The sequence below is a fragment of the Microbacterium sp. NPDC057944 genome, from assembly GCF_042887445.1.
In the GTDB taxonomy this organism is placed as follows: Bacteria; Actinomycetota; Actinomycetes; order Actinomycetales; family Microbacteriaceae; genus Microbacterium; species Microbacterium natoriense.
Genome location: NZ_JBHVPJ010000002.1, coordinates 1,401,039 through 1,426,199, shown reverse-complemented (window position 1 = coordinate 1,426,199; position 25,161 = coordinate 1,401,039). Strand labels below are relative to the sequence as shown.

The following is a 25,161-nucleotide window of genomic DNA, read 5'->3' as shown; positions in this document are numbered from 1 at the left end:
TTCTGCCGCAGTATCGAGGATGACGCAGGGCCGCCCTGGACCCCGCGGGCAGGCCACTGTAGTTCGCAAGGGAGCGCGGCATGCTGACGATTCGAGACCTTTCGGTGGAGATCCACCGGTCGGGTCGCACCGTGCGCCCCGTGACGGGCGTCGACCTCGTGCTGAGCCGCGGGGAGACCCTCGGCATCGTCGGCGAGACAGGCTCGGGCAAGTCGATGACGGGTCTCGCCGTGATGGGCATGCTGCCCGGCGGCGGGCGCATCACGAGCGGCTCGATCGACTTCGACGGCACCGAGCTGGTCGGTCTCGGCGCCGCCGAGTACCGGGCGATCCGCGGCAACGACATCTCGATGGTCTTCCAGGACTCGATGACCTCGCTCAACCCCACGCGCAACATCGGAGACCAGGTCGCCGAACCCCTGCTGCTGCACCGCGGGCTCTCGAAGAGGGCGGCGCGGAAGAGGGCGGAGGAGATGCTCGCACTCGTCGGCATCCCCCGTCCGTCCGAGCGCATGGGCGACTTCCCTCATCAGCTGTCCGGCGGCATGCGTCAGCGCGTGATGATCGCGATGGCGCTGATCTGCGAACCACGCGTGCTCATCGCGGATGAGCCGACCACGGCCCTCGACGTCACGATCCAGGCGGAGATCCTCGAGCTGCTGAGCGGGCTCAAGCAGCAGCTCGGCATGGCCATGATCCTCGTGACGCACGACATGGGCGTCGTCGCGCGGCACGCCGATCGCGTCGGCGTGATGTACGGAGGGCGCCTGGTGGAGACCGGAGCCACCCCCGATCTCTTCCGCCACACCCGTCACCGGTACACGCACGCGCTGCTGTCGTCGATCCCCTCGCTGGCGCAGGACAAGGACGTGGAGCTGTTCAGCATCCCCGGCTCGCCTCCGGACCCGGCGGAACCGCAGGTCGGATGCCGCTTCGCCGCCCGCTGCGCCGCGGCGACCGACCAGTGCCGCACGGACACGCCTGTCTCCGTCGCGGGCCCGGGGGAGGGGCACGTGTTCTCCTGCTGGAACCCGGTGACGACCGTGTCGGAGACGGCCGTGCAGCGTCGATTCGCCGCGCAGGAGCCGCGGAAGGAGACCGCGGTGCCGCGCCTCCGCGTCGTCGACCTCCGCAAGGAGCATCCGGTGTCGGCCCAGGGACTGTTCGGGCGCAAGCGCTCCGTCAAGGCCGTCGCCGGCGTGAGCTTCGAGGTGAGAGCGGGGGAGGCGTTCGGCCTGGTCGGCGAGTCCGGCTGCGGCAAGTCGTCCCTCGGGCGGATGCTCGTGGCTCTCGATCGCCCGACCTCGGGAGAGGTGCTGCTCGACGGCGCCCGAGTCTCGGGTCTCGGGTCGAGGCAGCTGGGACCGCGTCGCGCGAAGCTGCAGATGATGTTCCAGGATTCGCACGCGTCCCTCGACCCGAAGATGCGCATCGACGACATCCTGCGGGAGCCGCTGGTCATCCAGGGCGTCGGCACTCCGTCCGAGCGCACGGAGAAGGCGCTGGCGTCGCTCGCGAGCGTGGGCCTCGGCGCCTCGATCATGGAGCGCTACCCTCATGAGCTCTCCGGAGGGCAGCGGCAGCGCATCGGCCTCGCCCGCGCCCTCGCGCTCGACCCCGATGTGCTCGTCGCCGATGAGCCGGTGAGCGCCCTCGACGTGTCGATCCGCTCGCAGGTGCTGAACCTCATGCGCACGATCCAGCGGGAGCGCGGCCTCTCCAGCGTCGTGATCTCGCACGACCTCGCCGTCGTGCGCTACCTCGTCGACAGGGTGGGCGTGATGTACCTCGGCGCCCTGGTCGAGGTGGGCGAGACCGAGGAGGTCTACGCCCGCCCCGCTCACCCCTATACGGCCGGTCTCCTCGCCGCGGTCCCCGTGGCCGACCCCGACCTCGTGGAGACGCCGGTCGAGCGGGTGCGGGGCGAGCTGCCCAGTCCGCTCGATCCGCCCAGCGGATGCCGTTTCCGCACCCGCTGCCCCCTGGCGACGGAACTGTGCGCGAGCGTGGAGCCGACGCTCGAGGCCGTCGGAGCCGACCACGGGGTCGCGTGCCACTTCCCCCTGCAGCCGAAGCTCCGGAAGACCGGTTCGCCCGCTGAGGAGGCGCACGCATGATCTGGTTCGTCGCCCGCCGGGTGCTGGTGTCCCTCGCGGTGCTGCTGGGCATCTCGCTCGTCGTGTTCCTCATGCTGCATCTGATCTCCGACAGCCCCGGACGCGCGGTCCTCGGTCAGCAGGCCACGCAGGCGGCCGTCGACGCGTTCAACCGCGAGAACGGCTACGACCGCCCCGTGCTCATCCAGTACGTGGACTACCTGCTGCAGCTGCTGCAGGGCGACCTCGGACGCTCGTACAAGCTCAACGAGGAGGTCGGCACCCTCCTGCTCCAGAACGCGCCGCGCAGCGCGATGCTCTCGCTGTGCGGACTGGTGCTGGCCCTCGTGATCGCGATCCCGCTCGGCATCCTGCAGGCCGTCCGACGTGGGCGCTTCGTCGACAGGGCCGCGACGTCGGTGTCGTACCTGCTGTACGCGACGCCGTCGTTCCTCATCGCCCTGGTGCTCATCGGCGTCTTCAGCCAGACCGTCCCGCTGTTCCCCGCCGAGGCGTCGCAGTCGACCTCGCCGTGGGTCGTGTTCACCGACACGAGGGCGATGGCGCTGCCGCTGATCACCCTCGCGATCACGAACATCGTGGTGTTCGCGCAGTACCAGCGCTCCTCTGCCCTCGAGCAGCTCGGCATGGACTACATCAAGGTCGCGCGGGCGAAGGGCGCCTCCGAGCGCATCGTGCTCACCCGGCACCTGCTGCGCAACGCGATCACCCCGATCATCACGCTCGTCGGCGTGCTGATCCCCACCCTCCTCGCGGGCAATCTCATCGTCGAGGCGGTCTTCAACTACCCGGGACTCGGGCTGCTCTTCCTGAACAGCCTCCACCGAGAGGACTATCCGGTGCTGCTGGCATACACGCTCATCGGCGGTGCGCTCACCGTCGCAGGGAACTTCGTGGCCGACCTCGTCGTCGCCCGCGCCGACCGCCGGATCGAGCTGGGAGCATGAGCACGGCACGCGCGGAGATCGCCGCCGAGGAGCTCCCCGTCCTCGCCACGCGCAACCCCCTCTCGCGCTCCGCGGTGCTGAAGGCGCTGTGGCGCAACAAGCCGGGCATGGCGGGGGTGTTCATCCTCGTCGGCCTGGTGCTGTTCTGTTACCTCGGACCGCTCGTGTACCCCACGAACCAGACCGACGTCGACCTCCTCAACGCCGCGCTCGCCCCGGGGGAGGGCTTCCCGCTCGGCACGGACAGCAACGGCTTCGACGTGCTCGGCCGGCTCATGCAGGGCGGCCAGGTGTCGCTCCAGATCGGACTGCTCGCCGCGCTGTTCGCCACCACGCTCGGCACGATCTACGGAGCGGTCGCTGGCCTCGTCGGCGGTGTCGTCGACGGCATCATGATGCGCGTCGTCGACGTGCTGCTGTCGATCCCGTTCCTGTTCTTCGTGCTCATCATCGCTGCGCGGTTCACGGCCACGCCGCTCACCCTCAGCCTCGTGATCGGCGGCTTCTCCTGGCTCGTCGCGGCGCGGCTGATCCGCGGCGAGGTGCTGTCGCTCCGCGTCAGGGAGTTCGTGTCGGCCGCGCGCCTCATGGGGGCGAGCAACCGGCGCCTGATCTTCAGCCACCTCATCCCGAACACCTTCGGGGTGATCATCGTGAACCTGACGTTCCAGGTCGCCGACTCGATCATCGTGCTCGCCGCTCTCGGCTATCTCGGCTTCGGCCTGAGCTATCCGGTGACAGACTGGGGCAGTCAGCTCTCCAGCGGGGTGACGTTCCTCGCGGCGGACTACTGGTGGCTGATCTACCCGGTCGGCGCGTGCATCGTGCTCACCGTGCTGGCGCTGAACCTGCTCGGCGACGCGCTCCGCGACGCGATCGAGCACCGTTCCCTGTGAACCCCGGCGGGGCTGTGTAGGCCTCGACGGATCACGCCCCGCGATTCTGTCGGGATCCCTGAACGCCTGACATCGGGGATGCTGCACTCTCGGAGCATCGGACCTCTGCACCACCCGATCGGTCCGACCACCATCTCAACCCGAACGAGGAGCACCGCACATGTCGCAGGTTCCGCGGAGGCGAGGACGCCTCCTTCTCGCCCTGGCCACGGCCGGGGTGCTCGCACTGACCGGCTGCACCGGCACGAGCTCGCAGGTCGATACGGCGTCGTACGACAAGATCCCCGAGGCGAGCAGCTCGCACGTCGACGGGGGCGTCGTCACGATCGCGTTGACGCCGGGCCTCACCCCGAACTACATCTATCCGTTCCCGCCCGCCGAGGCCGGCGGAACGGTGATCGGCTACGACCTCATGTGGCGTGCGCTGTACCGCACGAGCCTCGAGGGTGAGCCCTTCGACGAGGCGACCAGCCTCGCCGAGGCGCCGGTCGTCAGCGACGACGGTCACACCGCCACGATCACGCTCAAGGACTACACCTGGTCCAACGGCAAGCCCGTCACCGCCGACGACGTCGTGTTCTCCTTCGACCTCCTCAAGGCGGCGATCGCCGACAGCCCCGCGAACTGGAGCTTCTACACGCCGGGGCAGTTCCCCGACGGCGTGACGGCGACGGCGGCGGATGCGCGCACGCTCACCCTGACCTTCGAGACGCCGTACAACCCGTCGTACCTGGTGTCGCTCCTGCAGTTGCTCTACGTCATGCCGTCCGCCGACTGGAGCATCGCCGAGACCGGCGGGCCCGTGCTCGACTTCCGCGACCCCGCGAACGCCACGGCGATCTACCACTACCTCACCGCGCAGTCGTCCGACCAGTCGACGTTCGCCACGAACCCGCTGTGGCAGGTCGTGAACGGCCCGTACCGGCTGTCGGCGTTCGAGCCGACGACGGGGTCGTTCTCCCTGACGCCGAACGAGGAGTACGCGGGCCCTGGGGACTCGACCATCGAGCGTGTCGACTTCAAGGCGTTCACCTCGGCTGCGGCGATCTACAACCAGTACGAGGCGGGCACGCTCACGGTCGGCCGACTGGACGCCAGTTACGCCTCGAAGATCGATGACCTGAAGAAGAAGGGCTACAACGTGTACGGCGCCCCGTCGCCGGCCCGGTTCGACGGCCTCGTCCTCAACTTCGCGAACACCGTCGACAACTTCGACAAGGTCATCGCGCAGCTCTACATCCGCCAGGCGCTGCAGCACTCGATCGACCAGGCCGGGTACATCAAGAGCCGCGGCATCCACAGCGGCACCGCCACGGAGAACTACAGCACGGGCGGCCTGAACTCGGCGTACCCGCCGGAGTTCGGCGACGAGGCGACGTACCCCTTCGACCCGAAGGCGGCGGAGAAGCTGCTCACCGATCACGGCTGGAAGGTGGATGCCGAGAAGGGCGCGACCTGCGTCAAGCCGGGCACCGGTGACGACGAGTGCGGGGAGGGGATCCCCGAAGGGCAGAAGATCACCTTCACGATCGCCTCTGCCAACGAGCCCGCCTACGTGGGCGCTCGGGATCTCGCGTTCGTCTCCCAGCTCAAGAAGCTCGGCATCGAGGCGAAGATCGTGACGAAGTCGCTGAATTACATGTACGAGAACTACGGCAACAGCTATGCGCCGGACAACGCCGACGAGTGGGCCATGCAGGACTTCGGCGCCTTCGTGCAGACCGCGTACCCGACCAGCAACAACGCCTTCAACACGGGCGGCAGCTTCAACCTGGGCAGCTACAGCAACCCCGAGGCCGACGCGCTGATCGAGGCGAGCACGTTCGGCTCCGACCCGACCGCGCTCAGCGCCGAGGTCACGATGCTGTCGAAGGACCTTCCGGTGCTCTTCTTCCCGACGCCCGACAACCTGATCGTCTGGAAGGACACGCTGTCGGGTCCTCCCTCGACCTTCCGATCGCTCCTGAAGTTCGTCTACTCTCCGGAGCAGTGGTACTTCACCGAGAAGCAGTAGGGACCCGCCGATGAGCGCGCAGACCGCCGCGTACGCGCAGCCGATCCCCGAGATCGACCTCGCGCATCCGGAGCTCCCCGGCTCCGCCGCGATCGGCGCGCTCATCGGCGCGTCCAGGGTGGTCGCGCTCGGCGAGGGCGCCCACAGCATCGTCGAGTTCACGGCCTACGGCGACGCCTTCCTGCGCACCCTCGTGCGCGATCACGGCGTCACGGCGTTCGTGATGGAGTCGGGCTTCGCCGAGGGGCTGCTCGTGGACGAGTGGATCCGCGGCGGCCCCGGCGCCGTGCAGGACATCGCCAGGGAGGGCGTCACCTACCGCTTCGGGGAGTCGGAGTCGCTCTGGCGGCAGCTGGAGTGGATGCGGGAGTGGAACGCCGCAGGCGGCGGCATCCGCTTCTACGGAATGGACCTGCCCGGCTCCTCCACCTCGCCGGGGCCGGCCGTGCGCGCCTGCCTCGCCCGGATCCCGGCGCGCGACGGCGACGAGGAGCTGCAGCGCCTCGCCGACCTCGGCGGACGCACGGAGGCCGCCATCGCCTACGCCTCGATGTCGGACGGGCAGCGCACGGAGTTCGCGGAGTCCCTGCGCGCACTGATCGCCCGGGTCCGCGAAGACGGCGACGAGATCGCGCTGCGCTGCGCCGCGTCGATCGACGCGTACCTCGCGGAGCTCGACGGGGACGACGACGCGGGCCCCTACCCCCGCGAGGCCTTCATGGCCGAGACCGTCGAGTGGATCGCCGCGCGCGAGGAGAGGATCCTCGTCTACGCGCACAACGGCCACGTCCGCCGCACCCCGCTCGACGGGAGGCCCATGATGGGCGCCCTCCTCTCTTCCGCACTCGGGGCGGACCTCCGCGTCATCGGCATGACGTACGGCGCCGGCCCCGTGGTGACCTTCACGCAGCGCTCGCCGCGGCCCTTCGACTGCGACGTCTCGCTCGGTCAGCGCGGGACCCTCCCCGGATCGATCGAGGAGCGGCTGGACGCGATCGGAGCGGATGCCGTGCTCGTGGATCTCTCTCTCGCCGACGCGGCCTTTCTCGACGGCGTCGAGGGGATGCTGGCGAGCGGGAGCCTGGAGCGGGTCGACGACTTCCCTGCGAGCTTCGACGCCCTGCTGCACCTGCACCGGGTCCGCCCGACCCCCGGCGCCTTCGAGCGGCTGCGCGCGGAGTTCGATGCTCCAGGGCGGTCGGAGGCATGAGCCGACGGTATCCGTCGACGCGCACGGTCGACGTCGTCGAGGAGGTCGCGGGCGTCGCGATCGCTGATCCCTACCGGTGGCTCGAGGCGGACAGCGCGGAGGTGCACGACTGGCAGCGCGCGCAGTCCGAGCTCGCGATCGCGACGATCGACGCCGGTGGACGGAGGGATGCCGCGCTGGCGCTGATCGAGAGGTACGAGCTCGGATCCCGTCCGGAGCTTCCGCGGCACGGCGGAGGTCGATGGTTCCGGGTGGAGAGCGGGGCGGTCGTCGTGAGCGACGAGCCGTACGGCGCCGGCAGGGCGCTGGTCTCGCTCGCGCTGTTCGACGAGCCGGGGCGTCCCGCCGTGCTCTCGTGGTTCGCGCCGTCGCCGGATGGGGAGGTGATCGCCCTCGGCGTGTGCACCGACGGCAGCGAGCACAACACGATCCGTCTCGTCGACGTCGCCACCGGAGCGCTGCGCGCTGACGCTCCGCCCGAGGTGCTGCACAGCTCGTGGGCCGGCGGGGTCTCCTGGCTGCCCGACGGCTCGGGGTTCTTCTTCCTCGCGCTCGCCGGGACCGCCGAGGGCTTCCGTCAGGTCGTGTATCGTCGCGCGCTCGGCGAGAGAGGGGCGTCCTCCGTCGAGGAGATCCCCGTTCCAGACGGCTCGCGGGAGTACACCCGCGTCCAGTTCTCCGCCGAGGGACGCTGGGCGGTCGCGAGCCATCGCGTGGGAACGCCGATCCCGGTGGCCGTGCGGGACCTGCACGCGGGCACGCCGTGGCGGGCCTTCATCCACGACTGCGCCGACACGATCGCCGGGCACATCGTCGGCGACGAGTACATCGCCGTCACCGATCACGGCGCTGCGCGCGGCCGGGTCGTCGCGATCCCGCTCGATGCACCGGCGCCTGAGGACCCGACGACCTGGCGCGTGCTCGTCCCCGAGGGAGACACGGTGCTGCGTTCTCTGACCCCGGTGGGAGGGCATCTGTACCTCAGCGGCTTCGCCGACACGGCGGCGCGCGTGCGCGTGCTGCGCGCCGACGGCTCCGACGCGGGCGCCGTGCCGCTCCCGGCGGACGGCGCTCTGGGCGGTGCGTTCTTCCCGCTCACCGGTCTCGACCCCGACGACGGCAGCGGCGAGTTCCTCTTCACGTTCTCGACCCTCACGACGTCGTGGGGCGCGTACCGGCACCGCCCTGGGGCTGCCGGGATCGACCAGCTCCTCGCCCCGCTGGTCGCCGTCGATGCCGACGTCGAGTACCTCTGCGCGACGGCCCCCGACGGCACGCCGATCCCGTACCACGTGGTGCGTCCGCCCGGCGCGGCGACAGGACCGGCCCCCGCGCTGATCTCCGCATACGGCGCCGCGGGCATCCCCACCCTGCCGAAGTACCAGCTCGACCTCGCGGCGTTCGTCGCAGCGGGGGGCACGCTGATCCAGGCGTACCTCCGCGGCGGCGGCGAGTTCGGCCGCGACTGGTTCCGCGGCGCCGACCGGGAGCGGAGAGGCGTGCGCGACGGCGATCTGCGCGCCGTCGCCGACGACCTGATCGCCAGAGGGATCAGCGCACCGCGGATGCTGGCGCTGACGGGCGGATCCGACGGCGGGCTGATGTGCGGCGTCGCCGTGACGACCGCTCCGCAGCTGTGGCGCGCCGTGCTGCCGCGGTCGCCGCTGCTCGATCTCATCGGCGGCATCCGCATCCCCTACCTCGAGTTCGTGATCCGCAAGGCGTGGGGCGACCCCGACGACTCCGTCGACGTCGAGCGGCTGCGCCGGTCGTCTCCGTACGAGCGCGTGGTCGAGGCGGAGTACCCGCTCGTCTACGTGCAGGCGGGGGCCACTGATCCGCGGTGTCCTCCGGCGCAGGCGCGCAAGTTCGTCGCGAGGATGCAGGCCGCGCAGCGCGGCGACGCGCCCGTCCTGCTGCACGTCTTCGAGAACGCCGGTCACGGCGCGGGCACGAGCCCCGAGGTGCTGCGGGCGCAGGACGCCGAGTGGCTCGCGTGTCTGATGGGCGCGCTTGGACTCAGCGCTCGGTCGTGATCGCCAGCAGGCGCAGCTGCAGCTGCACGGCGAAGCGCGCGTTCGGATCGTCGAGATCGAGCCGTCCGACCTCGGCGACGCGGCGCAGCCGGTAGCGGAACGTGTTCTGGTGCACGAACATCGCGGCGGACGCCAGCGTCACGTCGCCCATCGCATCGAGCCACGCGCGGAGCGTGTCGACGAGGCTTGCCTGGTGCGAATCGTCGTAGGCCATGAGGCGCGCGAGCGGACCGGACGGCACGTCCCTGGACGAGCCGGCGAGCTCCAGGAGCAGCGATTCGGCGTGCACGTCCTCCAGACGGGCGACCTGTCGCTCGGCGACTCCGGCCCGCAGCACGCGGAGGGCGCGATCGGCGCTGGAGCGGGAGCGGGGGAGCTGCGCGGTCTCCTGCACCACGCTGCCGATGCCGATGAACGGCTGCTGCGAGGAGCGCACCCTGGTGAGGAACTCGTTCGCGAGGCGCACGGCGCTCTCCTCGGCGTCCGTCGTCGTCGCGGTCACCGGCAGCACGCCGTAGGCGACCTCGCCGATGAGCCCGACCGTCGAACGGGGATGCGCGAACAGCAGATGCACGGAGAAGGCGTCGGCGACGCGCTTGCGCTCCGCGGCGAGAGCGGCGTGGGGCAGCTGATCGGTCGCCGGCGCGTGCAGCGAGAGGGCGAGCACGACCGCGGGTTCCTCGCGGAGGCCGAGCCGGCGGGCGGCTTCCGCGGCGGTCGGGCCGCCGTCGAGCACGCTGCGCAGCTGATCGGCCCGCAGGCGCCGCTCCACGTCGGCATCCGTGCGCTGCCAGACCATGTGCATCGCGACGAGCTTCGCCGAGTCGCGGAGCACGCGCACATGCTCCTCGCTGAGCGGCGCGGGAGAGGCGACCCAGATCGTCCCGAGCACCTCGTCGCCGGCGCGCACGGCCATGACGGTGCGGCGGCTGTCTGCGGTCTCGCTCGATGGCGCCACCTCCACGGGGTCGTCGCTGCGGCTGATCTCCTGGAAGACGCCGGTCTCCTCCAGCAGGCGGGTGTAGTGCGGGGGGAGCTGCCTGCCCCGGGGCGCCGCGCTCTCCTGCGCGTGCGAGAACGCCAGCAGCTGGGAGTTGCGGTCCTCGATCGTCACGGGCGCCTCGAGCAGGGCTGCGATCGCGTTGGCCATCGCGAAGAGGTCGCCCGCGAGGATGCCGCCGAACGTCACGGGGCGCGCGTCGTCGGGACCCCCGGGAGTCATCAGGGCGCGGAACAGACCGGCCAGGTGAGCCCAGGTGGTGCCGGGGGAGAGCGAGAAGAGCACGACACCCGCGCGGTGCGCCGCGGCACGGAGCTCGTCGTCGGCGGCGAAGGGCGCGCGCACGACGAGACCGGCCGCCCCGCTGAGCCCGAGCCGCGTGAGCACCTGCACGACATCGTCGCTCTGCTCGAGGCCGACGCCGAGCACGATCGCGTTGCGCGGGGCCTCCGGTTCGTCTCGGGGGTCGTGGATCGCCACCGCCTCGATCGTGCGGTCGGCGCTGACCTCTCCGGCGACCACCTCGAGCAGGGTGCCGCCGAGCTCCTCCATGACGTGCACGAGGCTCGCCTGGGGCCGGTGGTTCATCGCGGCTCGCATTCTTGTGAGGCTAGCACCGCGCACCGGGCGTTCATCGGACCGGGACCCACTGCCGCGACACCGTGAAGCGGGCGAGCGCGTCGGGGCCGGGGGACACGCCGATCCCCGGGCCGGTGGGCACCGCGAGGTGCCCGTCCACGAGCCGGAACGGCTCCGTGATGTCCTCGGCGAAGTAGCGCTCCGAGGCCGACGTGTCTCCGGGGAGGGTGAAGCCGGGGAGGGCGGCGAGGGCGACGTTGGCGGCCCGGCCGACGCCGGTCTCCAGCATCCCTCCGCACCACACGGGCACCCCGTGCGCAGCGCAGACGTCGTGGATGCGGCGGGCCTCCAGATAGCCGCCCACGCGCCCGGCCTTGATGTTGACGATGCGGCAGGCGCCCAGTTCGATCGCGGTCGCCGCGGCTCTGGCCGACACGATGGACTCGTCGAGGCAGATGGGCGTCGCGAGACGGCGCCCCAGCATCGCGTGGCCGAGCAGGTCGTCGGCCGGCAGCGGTTGCTCGACCAGCGAGAGGTCGAAGTCGTCGAGGGCGAGGAGGTCGTCGATGTCGCTGCGCTCGTAGCTCGCGTTCGCGTCGACCTGCAGCATGATGTCGCCGAACCGCTCGCGCACCGCGCGCACCGGCTCCACGTCCCACCCCGGCTCGATCTTCAGCTTGATGCGCAGGTAGCCGTCGGCGAGGTACCCGTCGACGGTGTCGAGGAGCTCGGGGATCGAGTCGGCGATGCCCACCGAGACCCCGGAGGCGACGGAGCGCCGCACCGCGCCGAGCGCGTAGGAGAGGGGGATGCCGCGGGCCTTCAGATCCGCGTCGAGGATCGCAGTCTCCAGCGCGGCCTTCGCGAGGCGGTTCTCCTTGAAGGCCGAGAGCGCAGGGGCGACGCTGTGCGCGTCGAGGTCGGGCGCTGCGGCGAGAGCGGGGATGAGGTGCCGCGCGAGCACATCCGCGACGCCGTGCGTGTGCTCGCCGGAGTAGAGCGGCGCCTCGCTGGCCCCGCTCTCGCCCCACCCCTCGGCCTCGTCGGCGACCGCGCGCAGCAGCAGGGTCTCGCGCACGGCCTCGGTGCCGAACGAGGTGCGGAAGGCACCCACCAGCGGCATCGCGATGTGGAGGATCTCCACGCCTTCGAGCTTCATGAGGACTCCGTTCTGTCGACCGGCTCGCGGTCGACGATGTACCAGCCGGCGCGATCGAATCCGCGCACGGTCGCTCCTTCCGCGATGAGGGCGCCGAGGGTGCGCCTGATCGCCAGGCGCCAGTCGGCCGCCCTCCGCGGGTCCTGCTCGCGCATCGCCTCCATGTCGGCGGGCACGGCGATGAGCACGGTCGCGGCGTCCGTGCGCCCGTCGACGGGGCGCTCGTCGCGGTCGGCGCCGAGGCCGATCACGGCATCGGTCTCGTCCGCGATGCTCGACAGCCGCGGGTGCCCGCCCGCCGCGGCGACGGATGCCGGAGCCGTCAGCGACCACCTCGCCATCACGCGGTCGGTGATGTCGTCGCGGTTGATCGCGTCGTCCATCGTGCCGTACAGGTCGGGGAGGTAGGCGCCGACGCCGGCGCCGAGCTTGCCCAGGTTGAAGTAGGCGTTGCGGCGGATCAGCGGGTCGAAGGTCCAGGTGATCGTCTCGGCGCCCTGGTGCAGCGCCCACGCCCGCTGATGGAGCTTGAGCGCGAAGCCGATGCCGGAGCCGCGGGTGCGGGGCAGCGCGCCGGCGATGTGGCTGTGCAGGCGCCGCTCGGCGGGCGGTGCGAAGAAGCCGAGGCACGCGGCGGCGAGACCGTGCTCGTCGAAGGCGCCGCTGACATAGCCGCCCGCCGCGCGCATCGCGCTGAGCATGTCGGCGGTCACCGGCGGATTGCGCTCCCCGGTGCGCCAGACCTGCTCGATCAGTGAGCGCACCGCCGCGTGCTCGTCGATGTCGTCGATGAGGCGGATGCGCAGACCCGACGCGTGCTCCGCGGCGAGGGCGTCGGCGTCCGCCCGCTCCGAGATCGTCATCGCCGGACCGTCTCTGCGGCGCGGACGGCGTGCTCGTCCTGCAGCAGGTCGGCGACCAGCGCCGTCAGCAGCCGGGTGCGGTCGGGCAGCTCGGCCACGATCACGTGCTCGTCGTCGGCATGCGCGCCGCCGCCGACAGCGCCGAGCCCGTCGAGGGTCGGCGTGCCGACGCCCGCCGTGAAGTTGCCATCGGACGCCCCGCCGACCGCGATCGACTCCAGGGGGCGGATGCCGAGGCGCTCCGCGATCCCGCTGGCGCGGTCGAAGAGCGCCGCGGAGGCGTCGGCCTGCAGGGGAGGGCGGTTGATGCCGCCCTCGACCGTGATGACGGCGCCGCGGATGCGGGGTGCGAGCGCGAGCATCGCCTCGTGGGTGCGCTGCTGCTCGCGTGCGGAGCGGGCGCGGACGTCGACCATGAACGACGCGTGCGCGGGGACGGTGTTCGAGGTCGTGCCACCGCGCATGCGCGTGGGGGTGACGGTGGTGCCGAGGTCGGGCGCCGCGAGATCGGCGACGGCCTGGATCTGGTGCGAGAGCTCGATCGTCGCGTTGACGCCCTGCTCCGGCTCGAGGCCGGCGTGCGCCGCGCGCCCCGTGACGTGCACCTCGTAGCGGGAGACGCCCTTGCGCTCGGTCTTGAGCGCGCCGCCGGGGCCGGCGGCTTCGAGCACGAGGGCCGCAGCACACCGGGCGGCCTCCTCCTCGATGAGGGAGCGCGACGTGTGCGAGCCCGGTTCCTCGTCGCCGGTGATCAGCAGGGTCACGCCGTCGAGGTCGTCGAGGGCGGCGAGCGCGTGGAAGGCGATCACTAGGCCCGCCTTCATGTCGAAGGAGCCGGGGCCGCGGAGCACGCCGTCCTCGACGTCGGCAGGGTGGGTGACGATCGTGGAGAGCGGCCAGACGGTGTCGTGATGGCCGAGCAGAAGAACCTTCGCGCCCTCGCCGAAGCGCCACCGCAGGTGCGTGCAGCCGTCGAGCACGATGCGCTCCGGATCGGCGCCGAGAAGCCTCGCGCCCAGGGCGGCGACGGCATCCGCGCTCCGGGAGACCGCGACGAGATCGTCGGACGGGGACTCGCACCGCACCAGGTGCTGGATGTCCGCGATCATGGCGGCGGTGCGTTCTGGCATCGCTGCTCCCTTGCTGTGGCATGCCGATTCCCTGCGGATCCATCCTGCGACGCTGCCGACGTGAGCTGGCTGTCGGAACGACCGAACGCGACGGCCTCCGTTGGTCGGGCTCGATGGATGAAAGGTTCTTTTCGAAGAGTTCGGAATTCCTCTTGTGCTCAGCTTGTTCACAGGAATAGGCTGGAGGGCTTCGCGCCGACCGGCCGACGCCATCGAGCCCCTGAGGAGGACACCATGACCACGATCGCCACCGCGCGGATCGCAGCTCTCGGCTCGACCCCGGCGCGCCCGCTCTTCATCTAGAGCCACCCGCCTCTCCGCATCGGACGCCCGGACTCTCAGAGTCCGTCTCACGCGCCCGCCCCGTTCAGCAACCGCTTTCCATACGAAACTCGTCTGAGAGACATGTCTTCCTCGTCTTCATCGCAGAACATCTCGCACTCGTCCTCCCTGTCCACGCCGGCGGCGCTGTGGCGCCTCAAGCCCTTCGTCAAGCCGGTCATCTGGCGACTCGCCGGCGGTGCCGCGAGCGCGCTCGCCGCCGCGATCATCGCCCTGATGATCCCCATCGTCCTCGAGCAGATCATCCGCGGTCCGGTGCAGTCCGGCGACCTCGGCGCCATCGGCTGGGGCGCGCTCGCCGTGTTCGGTCTCGCCGTCGGCGAGGCCGTGATGGTGTGGCTGCGTCGCCAGTTCGTGCTCAACCCCGCCACCGAGGTCGAGTACAAGATGCGCACCGACCTCTACTCGCGCCTGCAGACGCTGCCGGTGGCCTTCCACGACCGCTGGCAGTCGGGACAGCTGCTCAGCCGCATGATGCAGGACATCGGCCTCATCCGCCGCTGGCTCGCGTTCGGCCTCGTGCTGCTCGTCGTCAATGTCCTCACGATCATCATCGGCTCGGTGCTGCTGTTCCGCTGGCACTGGCTGCTCGGCACGATCTTCCTCGTCACGGCCGTCCCGCTCTGGATCCGCGGCTACCTGTTCGAGAAGCGCTACGGCGCGCTCACCCGCCGCAGCCAGGATCAGGCGGGAGACCTCGCCACCAGCGTCGAGGAGAGCGTGCACGGCATCCGCGTGCTCAAGGCCTTCGGCCGGGGCAAGCACGCGCTGAGCCGCTTCAGCCGTCAGGCCGAGACGCTCCGCGAGACCGAGATGAGCAAGGCCGGCGCGATCGCGTCGATCTGGTTCTGGCTCGACCTCATGCCGCAGATCGCGTTCGGCCTCAGCCTGATGTCGGGCATCTGGCTGATCTCGCAGGGCGCCATCGAGGTGCCTGAGCTCTTCGCGTTCTTCGCGATGGCCGTGGTGCTGCGCTGGCCGATCGAGTCGATCGGCTTCCTTTTCTCGTTCATGCTCGACGCCAGGACGGCGACCGACCGCGTGTTCGACATCTACTCCGAGACGAACTCGATCACCGATCCGGAGAACCCGGTGAGCATCGAGAAGCCGCGCGGCGAGCTCGCCTTCGAGGCGGCCCACTTCCGGTACCAGGATGCGGGGGCCTCGGAGCGCGACCTGCTCGACGGCATCGACCTCGTGCTGCGTCCCGGCGAGACCATGGCCCTCGTCGGGCTCACGGGCAGCGGCAAGACCACGCTCACCACTCTGCCTGCGCGGCTCTACGACGTGACCGGAGGCCGCGTGACGCTCGACGGCGTCGACGTGCGCGACCTCACGCTCGCCGAGCTGCGCCAGCACATCGCGATGGCGTTCGAGGACGCGACGCTGTTCTCGGCATCCGTCCGGGAGAACGTTCTGCTCGGTCGCGCCGACCTCGACGTGCACAGCGAGGAGGCCGAACGGGTGCTCCGGGAAGCGCTCGATGTGGCGCAGGCGGCCTTCGTCGATTCGCTGCCCGAGGGCGTCGAGACCATCATCGGCGAGGAGGGGCTGAGCCTCTCCGGCGGCCAGCGCCAGCGTCTCGCCCTCGCCCGCGCCGTCGCGGCGAAGCCGAAGGTGCTCGTCCTCGACGACCCGCTCTCGGCTCTCGACGTCGACACCGAGGCTCTGGTCGAGGAGGCGCTGCGCCACGTGCTCGCCGACACGACCGCGATGATCGTCGCGCACCGTCCGTCGACGGTCGCCCTCGCCGATCGGGTCGCCCTGTTGGAGGCCGGCCGCATCACGGCCGTCGGCACCCACACCGAGCTGCTGAAGTCGAGCCGCCACTACCGCCACGTCATCTCCAGCCTGGAGGCCGAGGAGGCGGCGCGGACCGGGACGATCCCCGTCATCCGCGACACGGCGGACGAGATCGACGAGGTCGTGCAGGAGGGGATCCGAGAGGATGCCGCCGCCGACGAAGACCTGATCAGCGAGAAGGAGGTGCAGGCATGAGCTCCGCGATCACCGGAACCCAGGATGAGGACCGCTCCCGCTACACGCGAGAGGAGAGCCAGGCGATCCGCCGTCGTTCGCTGCGGCTGCTCGGCTCGCTCGTCGTGCCGCTGCGCCCGCAGATCGTGCTCGCGGCCGCCGTGCTGGTCGTCTCGACCGCGCTGCAGGTGGCGGGGCCGATCCTCATCAGCATCGGCCTCGACAGGGCGCTGCCCGCCGTGCTCGACCACGCCGACTGGATGCCGACCTTCATGGTCGGTCTCGCCTACCTGTTCGCCGGGCTCTTCGCCGCCGTCCTCATCGCGTGGTACGTGATGATCGCGGCGCGGATCACCCAGGCGGTGCTCCTCGACCTGCGCAAGCGGATCTTCCTGCACACGCAGCGACTGAGCCTCGAGTTCCACGAGTCGTACACGTCCGGCCGCATCATCTCGCGCCAGACCAGCGACCTCGACTCGATCAAGGAGCTGCTCGACGGCGGGCTGAACGAGCTCGTCTCCGGCGTGCTCTTCGGCGTCTTCACCTTCATCGCCCTGTGCGTGTGGGACTGGCAGTCGGGCGTGATCCTCGCGCTCGCCGGCATCCCGCTGTTCTTCCTGATGCGCTGGTTCTACACCCGCTCGCAGCTCGTGTACCGCGAGTCGCGTGTGATCAGCGCCAAGGTGATCGTGCAGTTCGTCGAGACGATGACCGGCATCCGCGCCGTCAAGGCGTTCCGCAAGGAGCCGCGCAACGACGCCGCCTTCCAGAAGGTGGCCGGCGACTACCGTGACGTGAACCGTCGCTCGATGCTGCTGTTCGGCACGTTCGAGCCCGGTCTGATGGGCGTGGCCGCTCTCACGCTCGGACTCGTCGTGCTGTGGGGCGGCATCCGCGTCTCCGACGGCGCGCTGAGCGTGGGTGTGCTGCTCTCGGCCGTGCTGTACGTGCGCAACTTCTTCGCGCCCATGCAGGAGATCGCGATGTTCCTGAACTCCTACCAGTCCGCCACCGCGGCGCTGGAGAAGGTGTCGGGTGTTCTCGAAGAGGTGCCGAGCGTGCCCGATCCCGAGAAGCCGGTCGACCTGTGGGAGTCCCGCGGTCACATCGAGTTCGACGAGGTCACCTTCGGCTACAACGGCGAGAAGACGATCCTGCCGAACTTCTCGCTCGACATCCCCGCCGGGCAGACGATCGCGCTCGTCGGGACCACCGGTGCGGGCAAGTCCACGCTGGCGAAGCTCATCTCGCGGTTCTACGACCCCTCCCAGGGGCGGGTGACCCTCGACGGGGTGGATCTGCGCAAGCTCCACCCCAAGGATCTGCGCCGCGCCATCGTGATGGTGACGCAGGAGGCCTACCTGTTCAGCGGGACGGTCGCCGACAACATCGCGCTCGGCAAGCCCGATGCGACGCTCGACGAGATCCGCGCGGCCGCGCGGGCGGTGGGGGCCGACGAGTTCATCTCGTCCCTCCCCGACGGCTACGGCACCGATGTGAACAAGCGCGGCGGTCGGGTCTCGGCGGGGCAGCGTCAGCTGATCTCGTTCGCCAGGGCGTTCCTCGCGGACCCTGCGGTGCTGATCCTCGACGAGGCGACGGCGTCGCTGGACATCCCGTCGGAGCGCCTCATCCAGGATGCTCTGCAGACGCTGCTCAAGGACCGCACGGCGATCATCATCGCCCACCGTCTGTCGACCGTGGCGATCGCCGACCGGGTGCTCGTGATGGAGCACGGCCGCATCATCGAGGACGACACCCCCGCGGCGCTGATCGGCGGCACGGGCAAGTTCGCCCAGCTGCACGCGGCCTGGCAGGAGACGCTCGTCTGATCGTCGGCGCCGCCCGGCGCGGCATCCGATCCTCGGACGGGCCGCCCGCGTGTCGGTGACGGATGCGTCCCGTGTTTCGGACGGGACGCCCGCGTATTTCGGACGGATGCGCCGCGTGTTTCGGACGGATGCGCCGCGTGTTCGGACGGATGCTCCGCGGTTTTCGGACGGATGCTCGTTTTTCGGATGATCCCCTTCGGATCGTCCGAAGAACGCGCATCCGTCCGATTTTCGTTCGCCGATGGGGGCGGGGCTGGAGAGGCGTCAGGGGGAGTGGTGACCGGGGCCGAGGGGGTGGAGAGGCGTCAGGCGGAGTGATGACCCGGGTCGGGGGTTGGAGAAGAAATCCGGGGAGAGGTGATCGGGGGCTGGAGAGGCGTCAGGAGGGGCCCAGGTGGAGCCCGCGCGCGATGGCCTCGGCGATCAGCGCCTCGACCTCCCACCAGCGATTGATCACCTGCTCGTAGGAGAAGCGGAGCACGGTGTACCCGCGCATCCGCAGTGCGGCGTCGTGGGCGATGTCGCGCGTGCGATCGGCCGAAGAGGAGTGGAAGCTCCATCCGTCGACCTGCACGATCAGGTGTGTGCCGATGACGAAGTCGACGGTGTGGCCGGCGAGCCGCACCTGCATGCGCAGCCGCACGCCCCAGGCGCTGAGGCGCACGTGGAAGATGGTCTCGAGCGAGGAGTCCGTGCCGGGGCGCAGGTGGGCGGCGCAGCGCCTTGCCACGGCATCCCGCCATCGGACCTGGCGCAGCGAGTCGATCGAGACGCGCTCGACCCGGGCTGCGCTCTCCCAGATCGCAACCGCCTGATCGAGCGGGAAGCACCGGGCGGCATGGGCGAGCGCGTCCTCCGTGCGTGCGAGCACCCGGCGCGGGCGGGAAGGACCGAGCGACGCGGACCAGTGCGCGACGACCGGGATGCCGGGCGTCGCGGCGTTCGGGCGAAGGTGCACATGCACCTGCTCCGCCGCTCCGGGCGGCACCCACCAGCCTCGGCGTCGCGCGAGCGACACGCACGTGAGCTGCCCTCCCGCCTCAGCGGCGTGCACGAGGTCGGACGGGGCATCGTGCAGAGCGATCCATCGCGCCCGGATGCGATGCACGGCGTCCGCTCGGATGGCGGTGCGGATGCGTGACACGGTGAAGCCGGCATCCAGAGCGTCCGCGCGGTGGGCGATGCCATCGCGCTGCCGCAGCCAGGTGATCAGATCCATGGGGATCACTCTGGCGACGTCCGACGCGGCGGCGGGGCGCCGATGGGCGATTGTGGAGAGATCCGGCGTTGCGCCGAAGTGTGAACGAGAGGTCGCGAGGCCGCATTTCGGACGGATGCTCGTTTCGAGGATGATTCTCTCGGGATCGTCCGAGAAACCGGCATCCGTCCGAAGATCGTGGCGCGGCCGGGTACAAGGAGCACCCGCACAGGACCTGCGCGCGAGTCGCTGGGTACGATCGAGTCATGGACCCCTTCCTGTTCGTGGCGGAGTGGTGGTGGATCGCGCCGTCAGCCCTCGGCGCGGGAGCCGTCGCCGCGGTCGGGACGATCGGGATGCGTCGCCGCACGCGGAGATCCGGACGCCGCCTCGCCGTGGATGCCGCCCGTCATGACCTGACGACGGCCCAGCGGACCGTGACCGATCGACGGACGGCTCTGAAGCTCGCCCGTGCCGATCACGCCCGCATCGCCGCCGAGCGGAGCGCCCAGCGCGCGAGCGCCGACCAGCTCGCGGGCGCTCGGAGGATTCTGCGGGAGCGGGAGCGCGACCTCAAGGCGGCCCACGCCGATGCCAAGGCGAGCAGGGTGCGGCTCAGCGCTGCGAAGGCGGCGGTTCCGGCGGCTTCCGCTCCGCGTCCGCTGGAGATCCTGCGCGCAGAGCACGACGCGATCGTCGCCCGCTGGATGCGCTACGAGACCGACCCCGCCCTGCAGATCACCTACCCTGCGATGACCGACGTCAAGCAGCCGTCGACAGCGGCCTACCTGCGCGCGGCCGGCCGGGCGAACGAGCTGCGTCGTGCGGTAGAGCATCGCGCGACGCCGGCCGACTTCTCGGCCTACCGCCAGGCGGTCTCGGATCTCGAGCGCGCCTTCGAGGCCGCAGAGCACAGAGCCCACGTCCTCGCGGGGGAGTCGCCGACCGCAGCGGCCTGGCAGGACGCAGCGCAGGACGTGCTCGCGCGTTCCGCCGATGCGATCGATCGCGCGGCGGGGGCGGCGGCATCCGTCATCGCCGCGTGGACGACGCGCGGTCGCCGCGACGACCGCTGAGCCGGTCCGGCCTGCCGTCCGAGCACCGCGCGCAGGACGACGCACGGACGATGCGTCACCGCCGGTCTAGGGCGACGGAGTCTCGATGGGGGAGGGGATTCGAGACCCCGCCGCCGGTCTAGGAGGTGATCCGGATCTCGCCGACGACCTCGGCGTAGGCGGTCTCACCGACCGGAGTGAAGCCGACGCGAAGGAAGAACGCCTCGGGTCCGCCGTCGCCGGCCTCGTAGATCACGTTGACGTGGTCGAATCCGCGCGCGCGTGCCTCTTCGATGAGGCTCTCGACCGCGAAGCGGCCGACGCCCTTGCCCTGGCCCTCTGCGTCGACGTTGATGCGCCACAGCACGGAGCGGAAGTGCTCCTCCGGGGCCTCGGGGTCGAAGTTGGCGCTGACGAAGCCGACGACGGCGTCGCCGTCGAGGACCACGCGCTGCCAGGAGGTCTGCGGGTTCATCACCGTCGCCGCGATCCCGTACGAGACGGGGGCGAGGAACTGCTCCTGTCCGGGCTTGAGCGACAGGTTGTTCACGGCGACGATCGTCGCGGCGGAGAGTTCGACCATGCGCAGTTCGGACATGATCCCAGGCTAACCCCTCGCGGGCGCACGCACACGCAGCCGGGACACATTTCCCATCGGCGGACGGATGCCGGACCCGGCGGACAGCGGGCGCAGGGTCGCTCAGGTATCTTGGTATCGAGACAAATCACCCCGTGAACGGAGAACCTCCCGGTGACCGACGACGCCATCATCTACACGCACACAGACGAGGCTCCGGCACTCGCCACGGCTTCCCTCCTCCCGATCATCAAGGCCTTCACCGGCCAGGCGGGAATCGAGGTCGAGACCCGCGACATCTCGCTCTCCGGTCGCATCCTCGCCGCCTTCCCCCAGAAGCTCGCTCCCGAGCAGCAGGTGGGAGACGCCCTCGCAGAGCTCGGCGGCCTCGCGACCCTGCCCGAGGCGAACATCATCAAGCTGCCGAACATCTCGGCATCCATCCCCCAGCTCAAGGGCGCCATCGCCGAACTGCAGGCCGCGGGCTACGACATCCCCGACTTCCCCGACGAGCCGAGCTCGCTGGAAGAGAAGGACGTGCGCGCCCGCTACGACCGCATCAAGGGCTCCGCGGTCAACCCCGTGCTGCGCGAGGGCAACAGCGACCGCCGCGCCCCGCTCGCGGTGAAGAACTACGCCAAGAAGCACCCGCACCGCAACAAGCCGTTCGCCGAGGGCTCGAAGACCCGCGTCGCCACGCTCGGCCACGACGACTTCAAGCACAACGAGCGCTCCTGGGTCGCCGCCCACGACGACGTGCTCAGCTTCCGCCATACGGCCGCTGACGGCACCGTCACGGTGCTGAAGGAGGGGCTGAAGGTCCTGCCGCGCGAGATCATCGACGCGACGTTCCTCTCGGCATCCGCACTCGACGCCTTCCTCGCGGAGACGCTCGAGACGGCGAAGGCCGACGACGTGCTGTACTCGGTGCACCTCAAGGCCACCATGATGAAGGTCAGCGACCCGATCATCTTCGGCCACGTCGTGAAGGCGTTCTTCGCCGACGTGTTCGACCAGTACGGCGAGCAGCTGGCGGCCGCGGGCCTGAACGCGAACGACGGACTCGGTTCGATCCTCGCCGGGCTCGCGAACGTCACGGGCGGCGCCGAGATCGCCGCGGCGTTCGACAAGGCCATCGCCGCGGGTCCGCGTCTGTCGTACGTGAACTCCGACAAGGGCATCACGAACCTGCACGTTCCCAGCGACGTGATCGTCGACGCCTCGATGCCCGCGCTCGTCCGCAACGGCGGCAAGCTGTGGGGCAGGTCCGGTGAAGAGGCCGACACCCTGGCCGTCATCCCCGACTCCTCCTACGCCGGGGTCTACCAGGCCGTGATCGACGACGTGATCGCGAACGGCCCGCTCGACCCCGCCACGATCGGCACCGTGCCGAACGTGGGCCTCATGGCGCAGGCGGCCGAGGAGTACGGCAGCCACGACAAGACCTTCGAGATCGCCGCCGCCGGCACCGTGCAGGTGCTCGACAGCGAGGGCACCGTCCTCATCGAGCACGAGGTCGGCAAGGGTGACATCTGGCGCGCGACCCAGACCAAGCACATCCCCGTCATGGACTGGGTGAAGCTCGCCGTCGGTCGTGCTCGCGCCACGGGTGCTCCCGCCGTGTTCTGGCTCGACGCCAACCGCTCGCACGACGCGCAGATCATCGCCAAGGTGCACCAGGGTCTGGCGACCCTCGACACCAAGGGCCTCACGATCACGATCCTCGCCCCCGAGGAGGCCACGCGCTACACGCTCGCGCGCATGCGGCACGGCCTCGACACCATCTCGGTGACCGGCAACGTGCTGCGCGACTACCTCACCGACCTGTTCCCGATCCTCGAGGTCGGCACGTCGGCGAAGATGCTCTCGATCGTCCCGTTGCTCGCGGGCGGCGGTCTGTTCGAGACCGGTGCGGGCGGCTCCGCGCCGAAGCACGTGCAGCAGCTCGTCGAGGAGAATTACCTGCGCTGGGACTCGCTCGGCGAGTTCTTCGCGCTCGCGGCCTCGCTCGAGCACTTCGCCGACCGCACCGGCAACGAGAAAGCGCGCGTGCTCGCCGAGACGCTGGACGCCGCGACCGGCACCTTCCTCGAGGAGGACCGCTCGCCGGGCCGCGCGCTCGGCACGATCGACAACCGCGGCAGCCACTTCTACCTCGGCCTCTACTGGGCGCAGGAGCTGGCCGCGCAGACGAAGGACGCCGAGCTCGCCGCGGCATTCGCCCCGATCGCCGCGGAGCTCGCCGCGAACGAGGAGAAGATCGTCTCCGAACTGAACGCGGTGCAGGGTCAGAAGGTCGAGATCGGCGGCTACTACCGCCCGGACGACGCGCTCGTGACCGCCGTCATGCGCCCGTCGGCCACGCTGAACGGGATCGTCGACGCCCTGGCGTGATCTGAACGACGAGAGGGGCCGGATGCCGAGAGCATCCGGTCCCTCTCTTTGTCGATGCGGGCCCAAAGGACGCAGCGCCGTTTTTCGGATGATCCGGGGGATAACCTCCGAGAAACGGCAGATCATCCGAATCTCGGATGCAAGGGGGTCGGTCGCCGTCCGATGTGCCCGAGCGGTCGACGTCGCCCCAGGTCGCGCGAGCACATACGGGAGAGCGCCCGCCGGTGAACCGACGGGCGCTCTCTCAGCTGCTCAGTAGTGGACCGAGACCTCGACGCCGTCCGGCGCCCAGTCGTACACCCACTTCGCGGCGGAGATGGGCATGTTCACGCAGCCGTGGCTCATGACCCGTCCGAAGTTGTTGTGCCAGTACGTGCCGTGGAACGCCTGGTCTCCGTTGAAGTAGGTGACCCAGGGGACGTCCTTCGTGACGTAGTCGGCGCCCTTCATGTCCTGGATGCGCACGTGCGCCCGGATCGTGAAGTTGCCGGTCTGCGTCTCGTGCCCTGCGGCCCCGGAGGAGATCTTCCAGGAGTTGACCAGCTGGCCGTTCTCGTAGAAGCTCGCCGTCTGGGTTCTGAGGTTCACGTCGGCGGTGCGCACCAGGTTCACGGACTGGAACGGCGTCTCGGTGACGGTGAGCGGGTAGATGCCGTCGCCGCTCTCGAGCTGGGTCGCGAAGTCCGACGCGATGTCGGAGGTGTCGCCGATCGTGCGTCCGTTGACTCCTGCGGTCTCAGCGCGCAGCACCTTGCCGGCCGAGTTGGTGACGTTCGCCGCGTTCACCGGCGCCCGGTCGACGAGGCCGGGCAGGGTGTCGACGGTCGCCTGGATCAGCGCGGGGTCGGCCTCGATGCTGAGCTTCCCGTCGGTGTCGACGACTTTGAGCCAGCTCGCTGCGGTGGCGGCGTCGACGGGAACGGTGCGCTCATCGCCGACGTAGAAGCCGATGGTGCCGAGCAGCGTGTTCAGCGAGGTCGCGATCGTCGTGGCGTTCTCGTCGGTGACCGCCGCCATGGCGGGCGTCGGGTCGCCGGAGAACTCCAGGTTCTTGCCGCCATCGGACACGGTCTCGGAGATCGCGGCGGCGAGGTCGTCGACGTCGATCGCCGTGCCCGCCTCGGCCGGGGTGACCGCATAGGCGCCGGTGGCCGGGTCGAAGGCGACGGACGCATCGACCGGGTCGATGAAGCTCGACGGAACGGCGTCGCGCAGCGCGGCCTCGGACTTCGCCTCGTCGAGGGTGATCGTGCCGGGAAGGGCGGCGCCCCACGCGGTGACGTTCCACATCGGATTCGACGAGAAGGCCTTGTCGGCGAGCTCGCGGGCGTCGATCGACGCCCCGAGGTCGGCGCCGGTCAGCACGGCGTCGTCGCCGGCCCCGGTGAGCGTGATCTTCGTCTCGGCGACGTGGGCGCTGATCGCGTCGGCGGCGGCTCCCGGCGTCATCCAGCCGACGGACACGCCGGCGACGGTGGTGCCGGGGGCGATGAGGATCATGGATGCCGCACCGGCTCCGAGAGCGAGGACGCCGACGCCGAGGCCGATCCAGAGTCCGAGGCGCTTCTTCTTCGGGGCAGGTTCAATCGGAGCCCAGGCGAGAGGCTGTTCGCCATCGGTGGGCGGCAGGGCCTGCGTGGGCGCGTCGTCGGCGGGCGAGATGGACGCGGGACCCTCGCCGGGCGCGGTGGCATCCACCAGCTTCCCGGTCGCAGCGTCCGGCGCTGAAATCAGATCGGTCACGAACTTCACCCCCCGGCTCTCACGTGGCTCTTTTGTCCACTAATTGTACGGGATCGCAGGTAACGAGGAGGCAACGGAAAACCCCAGGTCTC

At 70.3% G+C, this 25,161-nt stretch carries 17 protein-coding genes; 10 read left to right on the top strand and 7 right to left on the bottom strand.

Features of this window, described 5'->3' with window-relative positions; all coding sequences use genetic code 11:
- Positions 1-80 precede the first annotated feature (80 nt).
- The 6 genes from ACFVRO_RS16125 to ACFVRO_RS16100 all read left to right on the top strand — a co-directional run bounded on the left by ACFVRO_RS16125 (position 81) and on the right by ACFVRO_RS16100 (position 9,220).
- Complete coding sequence (locus tag ACFVRO_RS16125; RefSeq protein ID WP_386954108.1) at positions 81-2,117, top strand: dipeptide ABC transporter ATP-binding protein; 2,037 nt, start codon at positions 81-83, stop codon at positions 2,115-2,117.
- Positions 2,114-3,064: an ABC transporter permease gene (locus tag ACFVRO_RS16120; protein ID WP_344011887.1), complete on the top strand. Its 951-nt coding sequence runs from the start codon at positions 2,114-2,116 to the stop codon at positions 3,062-3,064. The genes ACFVRO_RS16125 and ACFVRO_RS16120 overlap by 4 nt, the downstream gene beginning before the upstream one ends.
- Entirely contained in the window at positions 3,061-3,960 is a 900-nt protein-coding gene (locus tag ACFVRO_RS16115) for an ABC transporter permease (protein ID WP_341939976.1), read from the top strand. The genes ACFVRO_RS16120 and ACFVRO_RS16115 overlap by 4 nt, the downstream gene beginning before the upstream one ends.
- A gap of 160 nt (positions 3,961-4,120) precedes the next feature.
- A complete protein-coding gene (locus ACFVRO_RS16110; protein ID WP_386954105.1) occupies positions 4,121-5,974 on the top strand; it encodes an ABC transporter substrate-binding protein in 1,854 nt (617 codons plus the stop codon).
- Between the two features lie 10 nt (positions 5,975-5,984).
- Complete coding sequence (locus tag ACFVRO_RS16105) at positions 5,985-7,184, top strand: erythromycin esterase family protein (RefSeq protein WP_386954102.1); 1,200 nt, start codon at positions 5,985-5,987, stop codon at positions 7,182-7,184.
- Positions 7,181-9,220 (top strand): prolyl oligopeptidase family serine peptidase, encoded by a 2,040-nt coding sequence (locus tag ACFVRO_RS16100; protein WP_386954100.1) that lies wholly within the window; start codon positions 7,181-7,183, stop codon positions 9,218-9,220. Before ACFVRO_RS16105 ends, ACFVRO_RS16100 begins: the two co-directional genes overlap by 4 nt.
- Here the strand turns inward: ACFVRO_RS16100 and ACFVRO_RS16095 are convergent.
- From ACFVRO_RS16095 to ACFVRO_RS16080, 4 genes are read right to left on the bottom strand one after another with little or no spacing between them, the layout of a single operon-like run.
- The gene (locus ACFVRO_RS16095) at positions 9,204-10,808 is read right to left on the bottom strand and encodes a helix-turn-helix domain-containing protein (protein ID WP_341939972.1); all 1,605 of its coding nucleotides are present in this window, start codon (positions 10,806-10,808) and stop codon (positions 9,204-9,206) included. The two genes, ACFVRO_RS16100 and ACFVRO_RS16095, sit on opposite strands and share 17 nt — an antisense overlap.
- A gap of 43 nt (positions 10,809-10,851) precedes the next feature.
- Complete coding sequence (menC, locus tag ACFVRO_RS16090) at positions 10,852-11,958, bottom strand: o-succinylbenzoate synthase (protein WP_386954097.1); 1,107 nt, start codon at positions 11,956-11,958, stop codon at positions 10,852-10,854.
- Positions 11,955-12,821 (bottom strand): GNAT family N-acetyltransferase, encoded by an 867-nt coding sequence (locus ACFVRO_RS16085; RefSeq protein WP_386954094.1) that lies wholly within the window; start codon positions 12,819-12,821, stop codon positions 11,955-11,957. The genes menC and ACFVRO_RS16085 overlap by 4 nt, the downstream gene beginning before the upstream one ends.
- On the bottom strand, positions 12,818-13,951 hold the full coding sequence (locus tag ACFVRO_RS16080) for a M20 family metallopeptidase (RefSeq protein WP_386954091.1): 1,134 nt from the start codon (positions 13,949-13,951) through the stop codon (positions 12,818-12,820). Before ACFVRO_RS16080 ends, ACFVRO_RS16085 begins: the two co-directional genes overlap by 4 nt.
- Positions 13,952-14,356: 405 nt before the next feature.
- On the opposite strand from ACFVRO_RS16080, the gene ACFVRO_RS16075 reads away from it, so the two are divergent.
- Complete coding sequence (locus ACFVRO_RS16075; protein ID WP_386954088.1) at positions 14,357-16,291, top strand: ABC transporter ATP-binding protein; 1,935 nt, start codon at positions 14,357-14,359, stop codon at positions 16,289-16,291.
- Positions 16,288-18,102 (top strand): ABC transporter ATP-binding protein, encoded by a 1,815-nt coding sequence (locus ACFVRO_RS16070; RefSeq protein WP_386954086.1) that lies wholly within the window; start codon positions 16,288-16,290, stop codon positions 18,100-18,102. The genes ACFVRO_RS16075 and ACFVRO_RS16070 overlap by 4 nt, the downstream gene beginning before the upstream one ends.
- 379 nt (positions 18,103-18,481) lie before the next feature.
- Here the strand turns inward: ACFVRO_RS16070 and ACFVRO_RS16065 are convergent, their stop codons facing one another.
- Positions 18,482-19,321: an endonuclease domain-containing protein gene (locus ACFVRO_RS16065; protein WP_386954083.1), complete on the bottom strand. Its 840-nt coding sequence runs from the start codon at positions 19,319-19,321 to the stop codon at positions 18,482-18,484.
- Positions 19,322-19,566: 245 nt separating this feature from the next.
- Between ACFVRO_RS16065 and ACFVRO_RS16060 the strand changes: the two genes are divergently transcribed.
- Entirely contained in the window at positions 19,567-20,376 is an 810-nt protein-coding gene (locus ACFVRO_RS16060; RefSeq protein WP_223586903.1) for a hypothetical protein, read from the top strand.
- A gap of 118 nt (positions 20,377-20,494) precedes the next feature.
- Here ACFVRO_RS16060 and ACFVRO_RS16055 read toward each other — a convergent pair whose 3' ends face one another.
- Positions 20,495-20,953, bottom strand: coding sequence for a GNAT family N-acetyltransferase (locus ACFVRO_RS16055; RefSeq protein ID WP_386954080.1), 459 nt, complete (start codon positions 20,951-20,953; stop codon positions 20,495-20,497).
- 153 nt (positions 20,954-21,106) lie between these two features.
- Between ACFVRO_RS16055 and ACFVRO_RS16050 the strand changes: the two genes are divergently transcribed.
- Complete coding sequence (locus ACFVRO_RS16050; protein WP_386954077.1) at positions 21,107-23,326, top strand: NADP-dependent isocitrate dehydrogenase; 2,220 nt, start codon at positions 21,107-21,109, stop codon at positions 23,324-23,326.
- A gap of 252 nt (positions 23,327-23,578) precedes the next feature.
- On the opposite strand, the gene ACFVRO_RS16045 is transcribed toward ACFVRO_RS16050, so the two are convergent.
- Entirely contained in the window at positions 23,579-25,069 is a 1,491-nt protein-coding gene (locus ACFVRO_RS16045; RefSeq protein WP_386954074.1) for a L,D-transpeptidase family protein, read from the bottom strand.
- Positions 25,070-25,161: the final 92 nt, after the last annotated feature.

Excerpts from the sequence above, each read along its gene's own strand:
- ACFVRO_RS16105 (WP_386954102.1), top strand. The coding sequence starts at position 5,985 with ATGAGCGCGCAGACCGCCGCGTACGCGCAGCCGATCCCCGAGATCGAC.
- ACFVRO_RS16055 (WP_386954080.1), bottom strand. The coding sequence starts at position 20,953 with ATGTCCGAACTGCGCATGGTCGAACTCTCCGCCGCGACGATCGTCGCC.
- ACFVRO_RS16060 (WP_223586903.1), top strand. The coding sequence starts at position 19,567 with ATGGACCCCTTCCTGTTCGTGGCGGAGTGGTGGTGGATCGCGCCGTCA.
- ACFVRO_RS16065 (WP_386954083.1), bottom strand. The coding sequence starts at position 19,321 with ATGGATCTGATCACCTGGCTGCGGCAGCGCGATGGCATCGCCCACCGC.
- ACFVRO_RS16125 (WP_386954108.1), top strand. The coding sequence starts at position 81 with ATGCTGACGATTCGAGACCTTTCGGTGGAGATCCACCGGTCGGGTCGC.
- menC (WP_386954097.1), bottom strand. The coding sequence starts at position 11,958 with ATGAAGCTCGAAGGCGTGGAGATCCTCCACATCGCGATGCCGCTGGTG.
- ACFVRO_RS16120 (WP_344011887.1), top strand. The coding sequence starts at position 2,114 with ATGATCTGGTTCGTCGCCCGCCGGGTGCTGGTGTCCCTCGCGGTGCTG.
- ACFVRO_RS16100 (WP_386954100.1), top strand. The coding sequence starts at position 7,181 with ATGAGCCGACGGTATCCGTCGACGCGCACGGTCGACGTCGTCGAGGAG.
- ACFVRO_RS16075 (WP_386954088.1), top strand. The coding sequence starts at position 14,357 with ATGTCTTCCTCGTCTTCATCGCAGAACATCTCGCACTCGTCCTCCCTG.
- ACFVRO_RS16080 (WP_386954091.1), bottom strand. The coding sequence starts at position 13,951 with ATGCCAGAACGCACCGCCGCCATGATCGCGGACATCCAGCACCTGGTG.
- ACFVRO_RS16110 (WP_386954105.1), top strand. The coding sequence starts at position 4,121 with ATGTCGCAGGTTCCGCGGAGGCGAGGACGCCTCCTTCTCGCCCTGGCC.
- ACFVRO_RS16095 (WP_341939972.1), bottom strand. The coding sequence starts at position 10,808 with ATGAACCACCGGCCCCAGGCGAGCCTCGTGCACGTCATGGAGGAGCTC.
- ACFVRO_RS16085 (WP_386954094.1), bottom strand. The coding sequence starts at position 12,821 with ATGACGATCTCGGAGCGGGCGGACGCCGACGCCCTCGCCGCGGAGCAC.
- ACFVRO_RS16115 (WP_341939976.1), top strand. The coding sequence starts at position 3,061 with ATGAGCACGGCACGCGCGGAGATCGCCGCCGAGGAGCTCCCCGTCCTC.
- ACFVRO_RS16070 (WP_386954086.1), top strand. The coding sequence starts at position 16,288 with ATGAGCTCCGCGATCACCGGAACCCAGGATGAGGACCGCTCCCGCTAC.